Annotated in this window: 14 protein-coding genes; 13 read left to right on the forward strand and 1 reads right to left on the reverse strand. The window is 50.8% G+C overall.

The window, feature by feature from the left end; all coding sequences use genetic code 11:
• The first annotated feature begins 1 nt into the window (after position 1).
• From JOD01_RS02310 to JOD01_RS02335, 6 genes are all read left to right on the forward strand, one after another.
• Positions 2-772, forward strand: a complete 771-nt coding sequence (locus tag JOD01_RS02310) for a carboxymuconolactone decarboxylase family protein (protein WP_204516591.1) — start codon at positions 2-4, stop codon at positions 770-772.
• A 135-nt stretch (positions 773-907) separates the two neighbouring features.
• Entirely contained in the window at positions 908-2,239 is a 1,332-nt protein-coding gene (locus JOD01_RS02315; protein WP_204516592.1) for an MFS transporter, read from the forward strand.
• Between the two features lie 30 nt (positions 2,240-2,269).
• On the forward strand, positions 2,270-3,724 hold the full coding sequence (locus JOD01_RS02320; protein ID WP_204516593.1) for an aldehyde dehydrogenase family protein: 1,455 nt from the start codon (positions 2,270-2,272) through the stop codon (positions 3,722-3,724).
• Positions 3,725-3,838: 114 nt separating this feature from the next.
• Positions 3,839-4,639, forward strand: a complete 801-nt coding sequence (locus JOD01_RS02325; RefSeq protein WP_204516594.1) for an N-acyl homoserine lactonase family protein — start codon at positions 3,839-3,841, stop codon at positions 4,637-4,639.
• Positions 4,640-4,698: 59 nt separating this feature from the next.
• Positions 4,699-5,088 (forward strand): hypothetical protein, encoded by a 390-nt coding sequence (locus tag JOD01_RS02330; RefSeq protein ID WP_204516595.1) that lies wholly within the window; start codon positions 4,699-4,701, stop codon positions 5,086-5,088.
• Between the two features lie 11 nt (positions 5,089-5,099).
• Positions 5,100-5,936, forward strand: a complete 837-nt coding sequence (locus JOD01_RS02335) for an alpha/beta fold hydrolase (protein ID WP_204516596.1) — start codon at positions 5,100-5,102, stop codon at positions 5,934-5,936.
• 285 nt (positions 5,937-6,221) lie between these two features.
• Here JOD01_RS02335 and JOD01_RS02340 read toward each other — a convergent pair whose 3' ends face one another.
• Positions 6,222-7,127, reverse strand: a complete 906-nt coding sequence (locus JOD01_RS02340; RefSeq protein WP_204516597.1) for a DMT family transporter — start codon at positions 7,125-7,127, stop codon at positions 6,222-6,224.
• A gap of 154 nt (positions 7,128-7,281) precedes the next feature.
• Between JOD01_RS02340 and JOD01_RS02345 the strand changes: the two genes are divergently transcribed.
• The 7 genes from JOD01_RS02345 to JOD01_RS02375 all read left to right on the forward strand — a co-directional run bounded on the left by JOD01_RS02345 (position 7,282) and on the right by JOD01_RS02375 (position 14,671).
• Positions 7,282-7,710 (forward strand): MerR family transcriptional regulator, encoded by a 429-nt coding sequence (locus tag JOD01_RS02345; RefSeq protein WP_204516598.1) that lies wholly within the window; start codon positions 7,282-7,284, stop codon positions 7,708-7,710.
• 251 nt (positions 7,711-7,961) lie between these two features.
• Positions 7,962-8,969 carry a LacI family DNA-binding transcriptional regulator gene (locus JOD01_RS02350; RefSeq protein WP_204516599.1) on the forward strand — a complete coding sequence of 336 codons (1,008 nt, stop codon included), beginning with the start codon at positions 7,962-7,964 and terminating at the stop codon, positions 8,967-8,969.
• Positions 8,970-8,983: 14 nt separating this feature from the next.
• Complete coding sequence (locus JOD01_RS02355; protein ID WP_204516600.1) at positions 8,984-9,952, forward strand: sugar phosphate isomerase/epimerase family protein; 969 nt, start codon at positions 8,984-8,986, stop codon at positions 9,950-9,952.
• Entirely contained in the window at positions 9,940-11,136 is a 1,197-nt protein-coding gene (locus JOD01_RS02360; protein ID WP_239565121.1) for a Gfo/Idh/MocA family protein, read from the forward strand. Before JOD01_RS02355 ends, JOD01_RS02360 begins: the two co-directional genes overlap by 13 nt.
• Before the next feature lie 34 nt (positions 11,137-11,170).
• Positions 11,171-12,163, forward strand: a complete 993-nt coding sequence (locus JOD01_RS02365) for a substrate-binding domain-containing protein (RefSeq protein ID WP_204516601.1) — start codon at positions 11,171-11,173, stop codon at positions 12,161-12,163.
• Positions 12,164-12,222: 59 nt separating this feature from the next.
• Positions 12,223-13,734 carry a sugar ABC transporter ATP-binding protein gene (locus JOD01_RS02370; protein ID WP_420829064.1) on the forward strand — a complete coding sequence of 504 codons (1,512 nt, stop codon included), beginning with the start codon at positions 12,223-12,225 and terminating at the stop codon, positions 13,732-13,734.
• On the forward strand, positions 13,700-14,671 hold the full coding sequence (locus JOD01_RS02375) for an ABC transporter permease (protein WP_204516603.1): 972 nt from the start codon (positions 13,700-13,702) through the stop codon (positions 14,669-14,671). Before JOD01_RS02370 ends, JOD01_RS02375 begins: the two co-directional genes overlap by 35 nt.
• Positions 14,672-14,684: the final 13 nt, after the last annotated feature.

The raw sequence follows: 14,684 nt of genomic DNA on the forward strand, positions 1-14,684 counted from the left end.
CATGAACGACGGATTAACTCCCAAGCAAGCGGCTATCAAGGAAGCATTTATCAAAGAAAGAGGCTATTGGTCAACGGAGATCTGGGACGATGTGCTTCAGCTTGATCCCGACTTCCTTGCGGCTTATCTGAAATTTTCGGCAGTTCCTTTTCAAAAAAATCACCGCCACATTGATTTGAAGACAAAAGAACTGATTTACATCGCTTTTGACGTCGCAGCCACTCATATGTATCAGCCGGGAACACGGCAGCATATGCAAAATGCACTCAGCTTAGGGGCCAGCCCCGAGGAAATTATGGAGGTCATCGAGCTGGCCAGCGTATTGGGGATTCACGCTGCGACAGTCGGTTCTCCCATTCTTCTGGAAGTATTGAGCGAGCAAGGTACACCGTGCGAAAAGGAATTGACCGAGCGGCAAAAGCAACTGAAGCAGGCGTTTATCGACGAACGCGGCGATTGGTCGGAAATGTGGGACGGCATTCTGCTTTTGGATCCGGACTTTTTTGAAGCTTATCTGGAGTTTTCCGGAGTTGCCTTCAAACACAATCATCTCGATCCGAAAATAAGAGAGTTCATTTGCCTTGCGGTGGATGCTGCTGCTACCCATATGTACGAACCCGGCATTCGTTTGCACATGCGCAACGCCTTAAAATACGGTGCAACAAAAGAAGAAATCATGGAGGTTCTGGAACTGACAAGTACCCTGGGGATCCATGCGGCGACAGTAAGTGTCCCGATCCTGTCCAGTTTCATCAATGGACGCAAAGCATAAACGGTTACTTCCTGCGGGAGATTGAATTCGTGACGCTGGGAATGAAACTTTAGGCAAAGGGGGTTCATTCCCGGTCATTGCAGCCAAATCTGATCAGCGTAAGACGAAAAATATGTTCAGAAAAGGGTGAAATTTATGGCGTCCCAGGTACAAACAACAATTGCGAAAGACACGATCGTCAACAAAAGAAACGCGGCGATAAAGGGAGCGTTTTTAACGGAATTCGTAGACATGTTTGATATTTATTTACCGACAATTATTTTAACACCTGCTTTAGGTTATTTTCAACCTGCAGATTTGCCACAAGGTATGGCGGGAATTTTGACATCGCTCGTTTTCGTTACAACATTGCTCGGACGTCCATTGGGCGCCACCATTTTTGGGGCCATTGGAGACAAAATTGGCCGGCGGAAGGCAACGATCTCTTCCGTTCTCGGATTCGGGATTATCACCTTGCTGATTGCCCTGCTGCCCGGATATAGTTCAATCGGCATTACCGCCTATTGGTTGCTGGTGTTGTTGCGGTTTCTTGATGGCATCTGTTTGGGCGGAGGTTATACGGGCTCACACCCATTGGCTATGGAATACTCGGAAAAACAACAGCGTGGATTTGTCGGCGCTTTCATCCTGTCGGCGTTCCCATTGGCCTACATTGTGATTAATTTACTCGGTATGGTAGCATTTGCCTTTATTCCGCAAGCTGGCCCAGAATCAGCGTATGCCGTGTGGGGATGGCGGATTCCGTTTGTGATTGGAGCCTTACTGGCGTTTTGGCTGGCCTGGTATTATATACGCAAAGTTCCGGAGTCCGAGACCTGGGAGAACTCCAAAAAAGAGAGAAACTCTTTGGCCAGTATGTTTAGAGGAAAAACGGGACGCAGCTTTTTTCAAGTCTTTTTGATGATGAACGGATTTTGGTTAACGCAAAACATCGTGACGCTTATCCTGCCGACAACGGTACTGCGCAATATCCTCGAACTGGACGGGGTACAGGTGACGCTGACCTTGCTGATCAGCTACGCGGTCCTTTTCGGGAGTTATATCGCTGCTGGAATCATCGGACAAAAAATTGGACGTCGTCGTTTCTTCTTGATCCTCGGACCTGCCATCGTCATTTTGGGCACTGCCTTACTGGCAATTCTGTTAAATGGAAAATCGATGCCGCTCGCGCTCGTTATCTTGCTGGTGGTCTTATTTTCCGCAATCGTCACTGCACCGTGGGGCGTCATCGTCACTTATATTAACGAGCGCTTTTCCACAGAAGTGCGCGCTTCCGGTTTTGGGCTCGGCTTTAGCGCTTCTGTCATCCTTCCGTCTTTCTATGCCTTCTACATGAACTGGCTTGGGGGAATCATGTCGTATAATGCAACGATTCTTGCCCTGTTGGTCATTGGCGCGGTCATCGGCACGATCGGTGCTTATCTGGGACCGGAAACGAAAGACGTCGACTTTAACCAAGTAGATTAGGACAATCAGCAAGCAAAGGAGGATACGGAGATGAATTTACCTACGGAGAGCTGCTATTATTTTGGATCTTTTATTGACGGCCAGGAAGTCAAATCGGACGACCGGGCCACGCTGGAAGTGCGCAGTCCCTACGACAACCGCTTGGTCGGAAAAATATGCTGTGCAACAAAGGAAGATGCAGAGCAAGCCATTACGGTTGCCCAGCGCGTGTTTCACGAAACGATGAAGAAGATGCCTGCCTACCGCCGGTCCGATATTTTGCGCAAAACGGCTGATTTGTTGGAGAGCAGAACCGAACAATTTGCCAATCTGCTCGTCTTGGAAACGGGCAAACCGATACGCGAAGCGCGCGTGGAGGTAGACCGCGCAGTACAAGTGCTCCGCTTTGCTTCGGAGGGTGCCAAGCGCATTCACGGTGAAGAAATCCAGTTGGATAGCGCCCGTGGCGGAGAAAATCAACTTGGCCTGACCAGAAGGAATCCGATTGGTGTCGTGGTCGCGATTACGCCTTTTAACTTCCCGCTTAATCTCGTATTGCATAAGGTTGCCCCGGCGATTGCCGCAGGAAATGCAGTTGTTCTGAAACCTGCTGAAAAGACGCCGCTGTCTCCTGTTTTCTTGTACAAATTGTTGCTGGAGGCCGGGCTGCCGGCGGGCGCGCTGAATATTGTGATGGGGCCGGGACAAGATTTGGCAGACCCCCTTGTTACAGATCCCCGGGTGAAACGGGTGACTTTTACAGGCAGCGGATTCGTTGGCTGGAAGCTGAAAGAACTGGCTGGTCATAAAAATGTCACACTGGAGTTGGGGTCAAATGCACCGAATATCGTGTTTGCCGATGCGGACTTGGATGCGGCAGCCGGAGCGCTGGTGCGCGGAGCGGTTGTTACTTCCGGTCAGGCCTGCATTTCGGTGCAAAGAGTTTATGTGCAACGCCCGGTTTATGAGGCTTTGCTTGACAAATTGGTCGACGGCGTCAAAGCGTTGCGTGTTGGAGATCCTCTGGATGAGGCCACAGATGTTGGGCCGATGATTACGGAAGCAGCAGCGGCCCGCGCAGAGGAATGGATTCAGGAAGCGGTCAGACAGGGAGCGATCGTAAGGGCTGGCGGGAAGCGTCAAGGTACTTTGCTGGAACCAACTGTCCTCACAGACGTAACCCCGGAAATGAAAGTCGTCTGTCAGGAAATTTTCGCACCGGTGTTCAGTGTCATTCCTTTTGACGATGAAGAAGAGGCTGTTGCGCAAGCGAATGATTCTGAATTGGGACTGCATGCCGGAGTTTTCACGAAAGATATTAATCGCGCCTTGCGAGTTGCCGATGCTTTGGAAACCGGCGGCGTTTGGATTAATGAAGCTTCCATTCGTCGCTATGACCATATTCCGTATGGAGGGGTCAAACAGAGCGGAATCGGCAAAGAAGGTGTAGCCTACGCGATCGAAGAAATGACCGAGCTTAAATTTATCGGAATCAAATTGTCGTAAACCGCTCTTGCAAATGACGCAGTTGTTTCCATCGGCAGGTGTTCTCGAACCTTGCCGATTTCTTTCCATGAACCAATTTAATATGCCGTACCTTGCGAGGGGTGTAAACAAAGAATGAAGATGAAGACAGCGCAACAACCATATGAGGTCTATGCCATCAAGTATTCGACACGCAACGCCATTTGCAGCGATCATTTCTACGGGGCGATCGATCCGCATGAAAATTACGCCATGCCGATGGATTACTATATTTGGCTGATCAAAGCGGGTGAACAGGCAATTGTTGTCGATACAGGATTCAATGAGAAGGTGGCCGAACAACGAAACCGCACATTTTTGCGATGTCCGGCAAGCGTCTTGGGGAAACTCGGGGTGGACCCGGAGTCTGTTCCGCTTGTGATCATTACGCATATGCATTATGACCATTTGGGCAATTTGGATAAGTTCCCCAATTCCACCTTCGTGGTGCAGGAGGAAGAAATGGCTTTCTGGACCGGAAAGTATGCATCCAAACCTCATTTTCTCCATCATATTACCACCGACGACGTTATTCATCTCGTCCAGGAGAACTTCAAAGGAAGAGTGCGGTTCGTCAATGGAAGCAAAGAAATTTTGCCGGGGATTACCGTCCATAAGGCGGGGGGGCACTCAGCGGGCTTGCAGATTGTGGAGGTGCAAACAGCAAAAGGAACGGTGGTTCTCGCCTCCGATGCAACCCACTACTACAAGAACATCAACGAAGATCGGCCGTTTTGGGTCGTGACCAATCTTGCAGAAATGTACGATGCGTTCGAATTGGTTAAATCGCTGGCGGATTCACCGGAATTGATCATACCGGGACATGACCCACTGGTGATGGAGCGATTCCCGGCAGCTGCCGAAGGTCTGGAAGGGATCGTCGTCCGGATTGCCTGAAAAGATCGCTCGGTTGTTTGGGCAAGCTTGGTAGGAAAACGAGTGGAGGTGGCAAAAGAATGGTTGCTGATCAACAATTGTTCACCCCCGAATGGATGGAACGATTCCGTCAGGTCGTTAACGAAGACCGCGAACTAGCCTGGATTGGCAGATGGATGACTTGTGATTTTGTTTGGCAAATCGGCCAATCCGCTCACTTGTTTCATGTCGAGGCGGGCAAGGTGCTTTCGATTGCCTCCCCTACGTGGAATGACAGCTGGGACTTCGCCATCGAGGGCACGGAGGGGGCATGGGAGAAGTTTGCCAGACCGTATCCTCCCCCCATGTACTATGACCTTCTTGGTATGGTTACGCGTTTGCCGGAGTGTCGATTGACAGGAAACCGGTTGAAAGCCATGCAAAATATCCGTTCGTTAACGAGGATGATGTCGCTGGCACGAGAGGTATGAGGGGGGATAGGATGAAAGATCCAGTCACGGGAAGGTATGTTGAAATTCAGGTGCGAAGCAGGAACTACCGAGTCTATTACGAGAGCGCCGGACAAGGAGTACCGCTCGTTTGTCTGCATACGGCGGGGGCCGATTCCCGTCAGTTTCAGGAGATTTTGCGCGACCGGCAACTCATTTCGCGTTTCCAGGTGATTGCCTTCGACCTTCCCTTTCATGGACGATCGATGCCGCCGGAAGGGTGGTGGCTTGAGCCGTATCGCTTAACCACCGACTTGTATGTGGAATTCATTATGGCGTTCCTGCAAGCGGCTGAAATCGAAAGGCCGCTGATGATGGGATGCTCCATGGGCGGGAATATCACCCTGGAGCTGGCGTATCGTTACCCCGAGAAGTTCCGGGGAGTGATTTCGCTGGAAGCGGCCGCCGCTACGAGAGGACGCTTCAATGATTACTTGTTTCACCCGCAAGTCAACGGCGGGGAAATGTGTGCGACCAATGTCTATGGGCTGATGGCACCGCAAAGCCCGGAACATCTGCGCAGAGATGTTTGGTGGATTTACAGCCAAGGAGCACCTGGCGTCTATTACGGGGACATTTTCTTTTATAGCGAAGACTGGGATGCCACGGACAGGGTCGGAAACATTGACACGAACAAATGTCCGGTTTACCTGTTTACCGGCGAGTACGATTACTCCTGTTCGCCGGAAATGTCCTCAAGGACGGCGAAACGTATTCCTGGAGCCGAGTTTCAGGTGATGCGTGAGATTGGTCATTTTCCGATGAGTGAGAATCCGGCGTTGCTGATGGAATACCTTTGGCCCGTTTTGGATAAGTTTTGCAACAAATAAGGAATGCAGCGAAAACTGTTGCTGCCAGTCAGTTCATTGATGAACCAGTTCGCGAAGACGGGCTGGTTCATTTTGTCAGGCAATTAACGTTAAGTGGTCGATTCTGGGAGTCGCGGGTTACTCACAGTTCAACGGCAGCCAAACAACAGAGGCCAGCGATTTGCTGAGCCGGCCTCGTTACGGGCAGAATGCAAGTCGAAACTGCGCAGGCAAAGTGTCTAAGACGGTTCAAAGCGAATCGGCTTAGCCAAGGTTGCCATCGTCTGTTGACGACTTCGTCCACTCTTACTCGGACAATTGCGGTTGAATCAGTTTGCGTGACGACTGGGTCGAAATGATCATGCCGGAAATAACGGCGGCAGCTCCAATCATTTGGGGAGAAGTTATCGTTGTTCCTTCCAAGATAGAGAACAGCATGGTAACCAGCGGCACAATGTTAAAAAAGATGGAGGTTTTGGCGACACCGACGACTGCGAGGCCGTGATTCCACCATAAGTAGCCAAGCACGCTGGTGAAAACGGCCATAAACCCGACTGCCAGCCATGCCGTCACCGGAATCTCCTCCATAGCGACCGGATTGGTTGCACCAGCGGAGAACAGAAGCAGGCAAAAAGCACCGATGGTCATTGTGTAAGCGGTCGTAGCGGAATTGCTGGCCTTGATGATCCATTTTCGTTGCAGCACACCATATAAGGCCCAGCAGAAGTTACCGCCCAAAACGAGCAAGTCCCCCGCAGAGAACGTGAGGGTACGAATCACTTGCCATGAGCCTTGTGTAATGACAAACATCACCCCGAACAATGAAAGGAACAAGCCGAGTATTTGCCGGAAAGTCAACACCTCTTTACTGATAAAGCGGGCCAAGAGAGCTGACAGCAAAGGATTGGTGGCCATGATCAACGCGCCGTTCAGCGCTGAAGTTGACTCCATGCCTTTGAAGAGCAGCAAATTGAATCCAAACACGCCAATTATGCCGAGAATGAGGTAGATCAGCCAATTGCGTTTTAAGGCGGGCAGATTCATGCGTTCTTTCATTGCAAGAAGGATCAGAAGCAAAACAGCGGCCAAGCCGAACCTCCAAGCGGCGGCAGCGGGGGCGGAAAAATAGTTCACCGCATAAGAAGCGAGATTAAACGAAACCCCGATGAAAATCGAAGTGAACAGCAGCTTTACATAAATGAGCATTTTCATAAAGTTTACCTCCTGCGATTTAGTAGCAACAGCTTACAATTTAGAGTCGACTTGAAGTCAAGCCGAAAAAAGAGAATGCGAAATGTCTTGACTTCGAGCCAACTCTAAGTTGTATGATGAGAAGAACATCGGCACAATCAGGAGGAATAAACAGATGCTGACAATAAAACAGGTGGCGGAAAGAACGGGACTTACCCCATACACACTGCGGTATTACGAAAAAATTGGCGTCCTGAAAATGCAGCAGCGAAAAGACAGCGGAGCTCGCGTCTATACGGAAAGTGATGTGAAGCTCATTCAATGTTTATGTGGGCTAAAGAAACTGGGAATGTCGCTTGAGGAGATCACGGAATTTTTTCGGGATGGTTGCGTCTTGGAAAAAATCGAGCAGGGGGAGGACATCAGCAAATTGACGCCATCATTAAAACGGCGGACGGATATTTTGACGAAGCATTTGCAGGAATTGGAAAAAAAGCGGGAAGAGTTGGACAACATCATTTTTTTAACCAAAGAAAAGCTGGTCATGTACGATGAGTTGTCTCAAAATAAGCAAAGCTTCGCCACGCGGGCAAGAATCGTCTGATTAGCCGCAGTTGTAAGAGTTCGAGCGCCTGCAGCTTGTGTGGCCAACCACCCATGAACAAAGATGTTTGCGGAACAAGAGCAGAACACTGCTCTTTTTTAGTATATATGAAAGAATATTCACAAAATTGCGATTGTAAACCTTTACAACTTTTTGTAATATTTGAAGTAAGAAAACGTTAAGAGTAGGGAGAAGCTCCCATTCATTGGTGTAATCCTTTACATGAAATTAAAGGGATGTTGAGTGAGGTTATGGCGACGATTCACGACGTAGCAAAACTGGCAAAAGTCTCCATTGCCACGGTTTCCCGGGTAATGTCCGGTGCCGATCCGGTAAACCCCAAAACACAGCAGCGCGTATTGGCTGCGATGGAAAAGTTAAACTATCGGCCGAATGGATTGGCGCGTAATCTTCGCAACTTGCGGACGAATGTTATCATCGCGCTGATGCCCAATATCCAAAACCCGTTCTTTTCCGAAGTGATCAGGGGTATTGAGGATGGAGCGAGAGAAGCGGGGTTTCATTTATTGATTGGCAATACCGACGGCGATCGCGGGAAAGCAAAAGAGTATATGGCTTTGCTAGACGAAAGTCTTGCAGACGGGTTGATTTTGACGACGGCGCAAACGGATCAAGCTTTTCTGGATGAGTTTGCGGCGCACAGACCGATTGTCCTTGCTTGCGAATATATGGAGGGGAGTACGATACCTACCGTTTCCATCGACAACATCAGCGCAGCCCGAAAAGTCGTAAAGCACCTGCTGGCATTGGGACATCGCCGGATCGCGCATATCATGGGCCCCAACGAGGTGATCTTGAGTCGGGCTCGGTTGGCAGGGTACCGGCAAGCTTTGCAGCAACATGGGTTGGAGGTGGATGAAATGCTGGTTCAGGAAGGCGATTTTTCGCTTGATTCCGGGTATCGCGTAACCCGCAAGCTGTTGTCCTTCAAACGGCCGCCTACCGCGATTTTTGCTGCTAACGACGAGATGGCCATTGGCGCGATACGGGCGATTCGCGAGCATGGTTTGCAGATTCCTGATGACATCTCCGTGGCCGGATTTGATGACTTAACCGTATCCTCATTTGTCTCACCGTCATTGACGACGATCCAGCAGCCACGTTACGAGATTGGATACCGTTCCGTCGAAATGCTGATCAGGCTGATACGTTCCGAACCTTTGGCACAGACACAAGTTGTTTTGGATGATAGCCTGGTGATCAGGGAGTCGAGCGGTGTCCCAAAAGAACACATGTGAAAGGAGAGATGTGAATGAAACTGGGGGTATTCACCGTTCTGTTTCAAGACCGTTCTCTGGAGACGGCGCTTGATTTGATCAAGGCGCATGGACTGGAGATGGTTGAACTCGGCGTGGGAGGGTATCCCGGAAAAACCCATGCAGATCCTCGCGAATTGCTGCAAGACGAACAAAAGCTGACGCAACTAAAGACGTTGCTGACCGACCGTGGACTCGGCATCAGCGCTCTGTCTTGCCACGGCAATCCGCTTCATCCCGATCCAAAAAAAGCGGAGCAATTTCAGCAAGATTTTGAAAGCGCTGTCATTTTGGCGGAGAAATTAGGGGTGAACACGGTCATTACGTTTTCCGGCTGCCCGGGCGAGTCGGATCATTCCCGCTTTCCCGTCTGGGTAACCTGTGCCTGGCCGCCGGAACATCTGGAAGTGCTGGAGTGGCAGTGGCAGGAGAAAGTGATACCATATTGGCGGAACATGGCTTCGTTTTTACAAGAGCACCATGTTCGCGTCGCTATCGAACCGCATCCCGGCTTTGTCGTCTACAATACGGAGACTGCGCTGCGGCTGCGGCGGGAAGCCGGAGACACGATCGGGGTGAACTTTGATCCGAGCCATTTGTACTGGCAGCAGATGGACCCCTGTGTTTGTCTGAAAAGTTTGGCCAAAGCGGGAGCGCTGTTTCATGTGCATGCCAAGGATACGTTCCTCGATTGCGAAAATATAGCGCTCAATGGCGTGCTGGACAGCAAATCGTATCGCGATGAACTGAACCGTTCCTGGATTTTTCGCACAGTAGGCTATGGCCACGGTGAGGAGGAATGGAAACGGATCATCAGTACATTGCAACTTGTCGGTTATGAAGGAACCGTATCGATTGAACATGAAGACAGCCTGATGTCGATTGAAGAAGGGTTTGCCAAAGCGGCAGCTTTTCTGAAAAATTGCCTGATTCAAGAGAGGGTGAAAGATATATGGTGGGCCTAAAGGACAACCAGCTTCGCGTCGGGATGATCGGTTACAAATTTATGGGCAAGGCCCATTCCCATGCTTATCGCGATTTGCCGTTTTTCTTTGATGCTCCGCTAACCCCGGTGCTGCAAGCGCTGTGCGGACGAGACGAGACGGCGGTCAAGGCGGCAGCGGACCGGTTCGGTTTTGCCTCCTTTGAGACGGATTGGCGCCGTTTGCTGGAGCGAGACGACATTGATCTGATCGATATCGGGACACCGAACCACACCCATGCGGAAATCGTGATCGCCGCTGCGCAAGCGGGAAAACACATTTTATGCGAAAAACCGCTGGCGATGAATTTGCAGGAAGCGGCAGCGATCTGGCAGGCGGTGCAAGGACGTGATCTCGTCCATATGCTGTCGCATAATTATCGTTTTGCCCCGGCGATCCAGTTTGCCAAAAAATTGATCAGCGAAGGGCGACTGGGCCAGATTTACCATGTTCGCGCGGCCTATTTGCAGGATTGGATTATGGACCCAGCCTATCCGTTAGTCTGGCGGTTGCAAAAAGAGGTCAGCGGGAGCGGCGCTTTGGGCGATATCGCATCGCATATCCTCGATCTTGCGCGGTTTCTCGTCGGCGAAATCGCTTCGGTCTGCGGCATGATGGAAACTTTCATCAAGGAACGGCCGATCGGCGAGATGGCCGGCAATCTGCAAGCAGTCCAAGGAGAGGGGAGCGGAAGCGTCGATGTCGATGATGCCGTCGCTTTTTTGGCCCGTTTTGAAAATGGCGCCTTGGGCGTGTTTGAAGCGACCCGCTTTGCCGCCGGAAACCGCAACAAAAACAAAATCGAAATCAATGGCTCGCTCGGTTCGATTCGTTGGGACCTGGAAAATATGAACTTGCTGGAAGTTTATTTTGATCAAGATGAGCCAGGGTTGCAAGGGTTTCGCACAATTACGGTCACCGAAGATATTCATCCGTATAGCGGTCACTACTGGCCGGCCGGTCATATTATCGGCTATGAACATACGTTTTTGAACATGCTGGATGAACTGATCAACGGCATCGCTGACCAGCGGCAAGTACAGCCCTCCTTTGCCGATGGCCTGCGCAACCAGGCGGTAATGGAAGCGGTGCAACGATCCACTGTCACAAAAAGCTGGGTAAACATTGCCGACTTGCTTCAGGAGGTTGGCGTTTCGTTGAATTGATAGCGTTTGCAAAAAGGGTTAAGGGGGATTTAGGATGAAGCGAGGCACAAGGTTGGGCAGTCTAGTGTCATCACTCTTGCTGATTTCGCTGCTGACGGGGTGCGGCGGGGGTGCGCAACAGGCGAATCAAGCAGATGCAAAGCCGGATTCCGGTACGGCAAAAGCGGAAAAAGTCATCGGAATGAGTTTTCCCTTTGCCGATCACGGCTGGATGGGCGCCGTCATCGAGTATGCCAAACAACAAGGGGAAGAAGCTGGGGTAAAAGTAGAGATGACCACGGCTGACAACCCGAACAAACAGACTAATGACGTCGAAGATTTGCTTACCAAAAAAGTCGATGTCCTCGTCATGCTGCCGATTGAGACCGATGCGCTGACTCCCGCTGTCGACAAAGTGAAGGAAGCGAACATACCGCTTGTTGTTTTCGACCGGGAAGTTGCCAATGACAACTACACCGCTTTGGTCAAAGGGGATAACGAAGGGATCGGCAAGAACGCCGCCGCGTTTATCGGTGAACAGCTTGGCGGCAAAGGAAACGTCGTAGTGATTTCCGGACCTCCAAGTTCGGTAACGACGCAACGCGTTGAAGGTTTTACCAGCGTCATTCAGGAAAAATATCCGGACATCAAGATATTGGCCGACCAAAACGGTGAGTTCCGGAAAGAGAAAGGTTATGAAGTGATGCAAAACCTGTTGCAGGCGCAAAGCCATATCGACGCCGTCTATACGATTGATGACGAAATGGCTTTGGGAGCGCTGCAAGCGATTCGCGAAGCCAAGCGCAGCGAGATTAAAGTGGTGACAGGTGCCGGCGGAGCCAAAGACTTTTACAAGGAAATCAAAGATGCCTCCGACCTGACATTGGCTACCTTTACCTACTCGCCGCTGATGGTAAAAGAAGCGGTCAAGGTAGGCGTGGACATCGCCAATGGCAAAACACCTGCGGAAAAAAATATCACCTTGCCGGCAGAAAAGGTGTCCAAGGATAACGTCGATCAGTTTTATGTTCCGGATGCCAGTTACTAAGCAAGTGATGGGGCAAGCTGTACGCTTGCCTCTCTTTTCCAAAACGGCCTGACCTGGAGGTGAGCGAGTTGAATACAGCGCGGTTGCAAATGAATGGCATCGTCAAACAGTTTGGCGGCATTCGGGCACTGAAAGGTGTTGATTTTTCCCTGCAGCCAGGAGAAATTCACGCCTTGTTGGGGGAGAACGGAGCGGGGAAAAGTACGCTGATGAATATTCTCGGCGGCGTATTGCAAGCAGATGAAGGAGACATTCGTTTGGATGGCCAGGCGGTTCGCATTGCCACTCCCGCTGATGCCCGTCGTCTCGGCATCAGTTTTATCCATCAAGAACTCAATCTGATACCGGACTTGACGGTAGCGGAAAATCTGTTTTTGGGCGCGGAATGGACAAATCGCCTCGGATGGCTGGACGCCAGGCAGATGCAGCGGAAAACGAGGGAAATTATGGACCTGCTCGGCGTTGAGCTGGACCCGCAAGCACCTGTCTCGGGTCTCGACTCTTCACTCAAGCAAGTGATTGAGATTGGCAAAGCCTTGCTGAAAGATTCAACTGTGATCATAATGGATGAACCCACGACGTCCTTAACGGAAAAAGAGATTGACAATATTTTCCAAGTGATGCACAAGCTGAAGCAAAACGGGGTCTCGCTTATTTTTATCTCGCACAAGTTGAAAGAGGTCATGAATATTTGCGACAAGTACACTGTCTTGCGGGACGGAGAGGTTGCGGCGAGCGGAATGATCGGGGACACCGACGAACAACGTTTGGCACAGGAACTGGTTGGCCGCTCTGTGCAGACGCAGTCGCTCTATCGTGAACGGGTTTTAGGAGAAACCGTATTGGAGGTCAAAGGTCTGGCGGCCAAGGGGCTGGCGGATATCCACTTCACACTGCGCCGACGCGAAATACTCGGTTTTACCGGTTTGGCCGGGGCTGGCCATTCCGAGCTGATGGAGACGCTGTTTGGCTACAAAGCGAAAACAGCGGGCGAGATCAAGATTAATGGCCAACTTGTCCAGATCCAGCAGCCGTTGCATGCGCTCGCTCACAAGCTCGGATTTGTTCCGAAAAACCGGAAGGAAAATGGCATTCTTAAAGATATGAGCATTTTGCAAAACTTTAGCCTGGCCGGACTGAAGAAATTTGTCCGCAATGGTTGGATTTTGGAAACAAGGGAACGTGAGCATTTTCGTCACTTTCAAAAGCAGCTGCAGATGAAAGCGCCTCAGCCGGACTTGCCGATCACCAGTCTGAGCGGCGGGAATCAACAAAAAGTGATTTTGGCCAGATGGCTGGAAGCGGACGCCGATATCATCGTTTTGGATCAGCCGACGCAAGGTGTGGACATCGGGGCCAAAAGCGAAATTTATCAGGTGATCATGGACTTGGCCGCAGAGGGAAAATCATTCATCGTCGTCTCCACGGAGATTCCGGAGATGTTGAAATTGTGTGATCGGATTGTCGTCATGTATCAAGGACGAATTGCGCACATACTCGATCGTCAGCACGCGACCGAAGGGAGGATTATGCTGTATGCAACCGGTGCCCAATCAGAGCGCATCTCCTGAACAGAAGCCGTTGGTCCGGGTACAGCGGCTTTGGGAGAAATATAGCGTCATTATCGCTTTTTTTATTCTGTTGCTGGCCGCCGCAGTCGTCAACGAGAACTTCTTTACCTCCGGCAATTTGATGAATATTTTGCGGCAGGTCGCGATTATTGGCATCATTTCCCTGGGACAAACGATCGTGATTTTGTCTGGCGGATTGGATCTGTCCGTCGGAGCTTCGCTCGCGTTGTCCGGCGCAGTCGGGATCACGTTGATGAACGAGACCGGCAGCGTGCTGAGCGGAGTGATTGGAACGCTTGTCTGCGCCGTGCTGATCGGCGTTTTGAACGGAACGATGGTGACCAAGGGCAAAATCGCTCCGTTTATTGCCACGTTGGGCATGATGGCCGCCGCCCGCTCGATCGGTCTTTACTTTGCCGACGGGGGAAGCACAACCGGCAAAGTAGAAGGGTTTACACAGATTGCCAACGGCGAGCTGCTGGGCATCGCCTACCCGGTGTACTTCTTTTTGCTGTTGACCGTATTGTTGGTGATCGTGTTGAAAAAGACGCGAACGGGGCGTTATTTGTATGCCATCGGCAGCAACGAACGGGCCGCGCTATTGTCAGCCATTCCGGTCAATCGGGTAAAGCTGGCGGCTTACAGCTTATGCGGTTTTTTGGTTGGATGTTCCGCGCTGATCGAATCGTCACGCCTCAATTCGATCTCATCGTCCAGTTCGGGGATCAGCTATGAGTTGGATGCAATCGCCGCTGTTGTCATTGGCGGGACGCGGCTGTCGGGGGGCAAGGGGAGTATCGTCGGCACCTTGTTCGGCGTGTTGATTTTGGGCATATTAAACAACATGATCAACTTAATGAATGTTTCGCCGTATTTGCAAGGTTTGGTCAAAGGCTGCATTATCGTGATTGCCGTGTTGTTGCAGAAAAAAGAATAAAGAGAAGGGACGC

The sequence above is a fragment of the Brevibacillus fulvus genome (assembly GCF_016908525.1).
In the GTDB taxonomy this organism is placed as follows: Bacteria; Bacillota; Bacilli; order Brevibacillales; family Brevibacillaceae; genus Brevibacillus_G; species Brevibacillus_G fulvus.

Excerpts from the sequence above, each read along its gene's own strand:
- JOD01_RS02345 (WP_204516598.1), top strand. The coding sequence starts at position 7,282 with ATGCTGACAATAAAACAGGTGGCGGAAAGAACGGGACTTACCCCATAC.
- JOD01_RS02330 (WP_204516595.1), top strand. The coding sequence starts at position 4,699 with ATGGTTGCTGATCAACAATTGTTCACCCCCGAATGGATGGAACGATTC.
- JOD01_RS02320 (WP_204516593.1), top strand. The coding sequence starts at position 2,270 with ATGAATTTACCTACGGAGAGCTGCTATTATTTTGGATCTTTTATTGAC.
- JOD01_RS02335 (WP_204516596.1), top strand. The coding sequence starts at position 5,100 with ATGAAAGATCCAGTCACGGGAAGGTATGTTGAAATTCAGGTGCGAAGC.
- JOD01_RS02375 (WP_204516603.1), top strand. The coding sequence starts at position 13,700 with ATGCAACCGGTGCCCAATCAGAGCGCATCTCCTGAACAGAAGCCGTTG.
- JOD01_RS02315 (WP_204516592.1), top strand. The coding sequence starts at position 908 with ATGGCGTCCCAGGTACAAACAACAATTGCGAAAGACACGATCGTCAAC.
- JOD01_RS02355 (WP_204516600.1), top strand. The coding sequence starts at position 8,984 with ATGAAACTGGGGGTATTCACCGTTCTGTTTCAAGACCGTTCTCTGGAG.
- JOD01_RS02360 (WP_239565121.1), top strand. The coding sequence starts at position 9,940 with ATGGTGGGCCTAAAGGACAACCAGCTTCGCGTCGGGATGATCGGTTAC.
- JOD01_RS02310 (WP_204516591.1), top strand. The coding sequence starts at position 2 with ATGAACGACGGATTAACTCCCAAGCAAGCGGCTATCAAGGAAGCATTT.
- JOD01_RS02340 (WP_204516597.1), bottom strand. The coding sequence starts at position 7,127 with ATGAAAATGCTCATTTATGTAAAGCTGCTGTTCACTTCGATTTTCATC.
- JOD01_RS02350 (WP_204516599.1), top strand. The coding sequence starts at position 7,962 with ATGGCGACGATTCACGACGTAGCAAAACTGGCAAAAGTCTCCATTGCC.
- JOD01_RS02365 (WP_204516601.1), top strand. The coding sequence starts at position 11,171 with ATGAAGCGAGGCACAAGGTTGGGCAGTCTAGTGTCATCACTCTTGCTG.
- JOD01_RS02325 (WP_204516594.1), top strand. The coding sequence starts at position 3,839 with ATGAAGATGAAGACAGCGCAACAACCATATGAGGTCTATGCCATCAAG.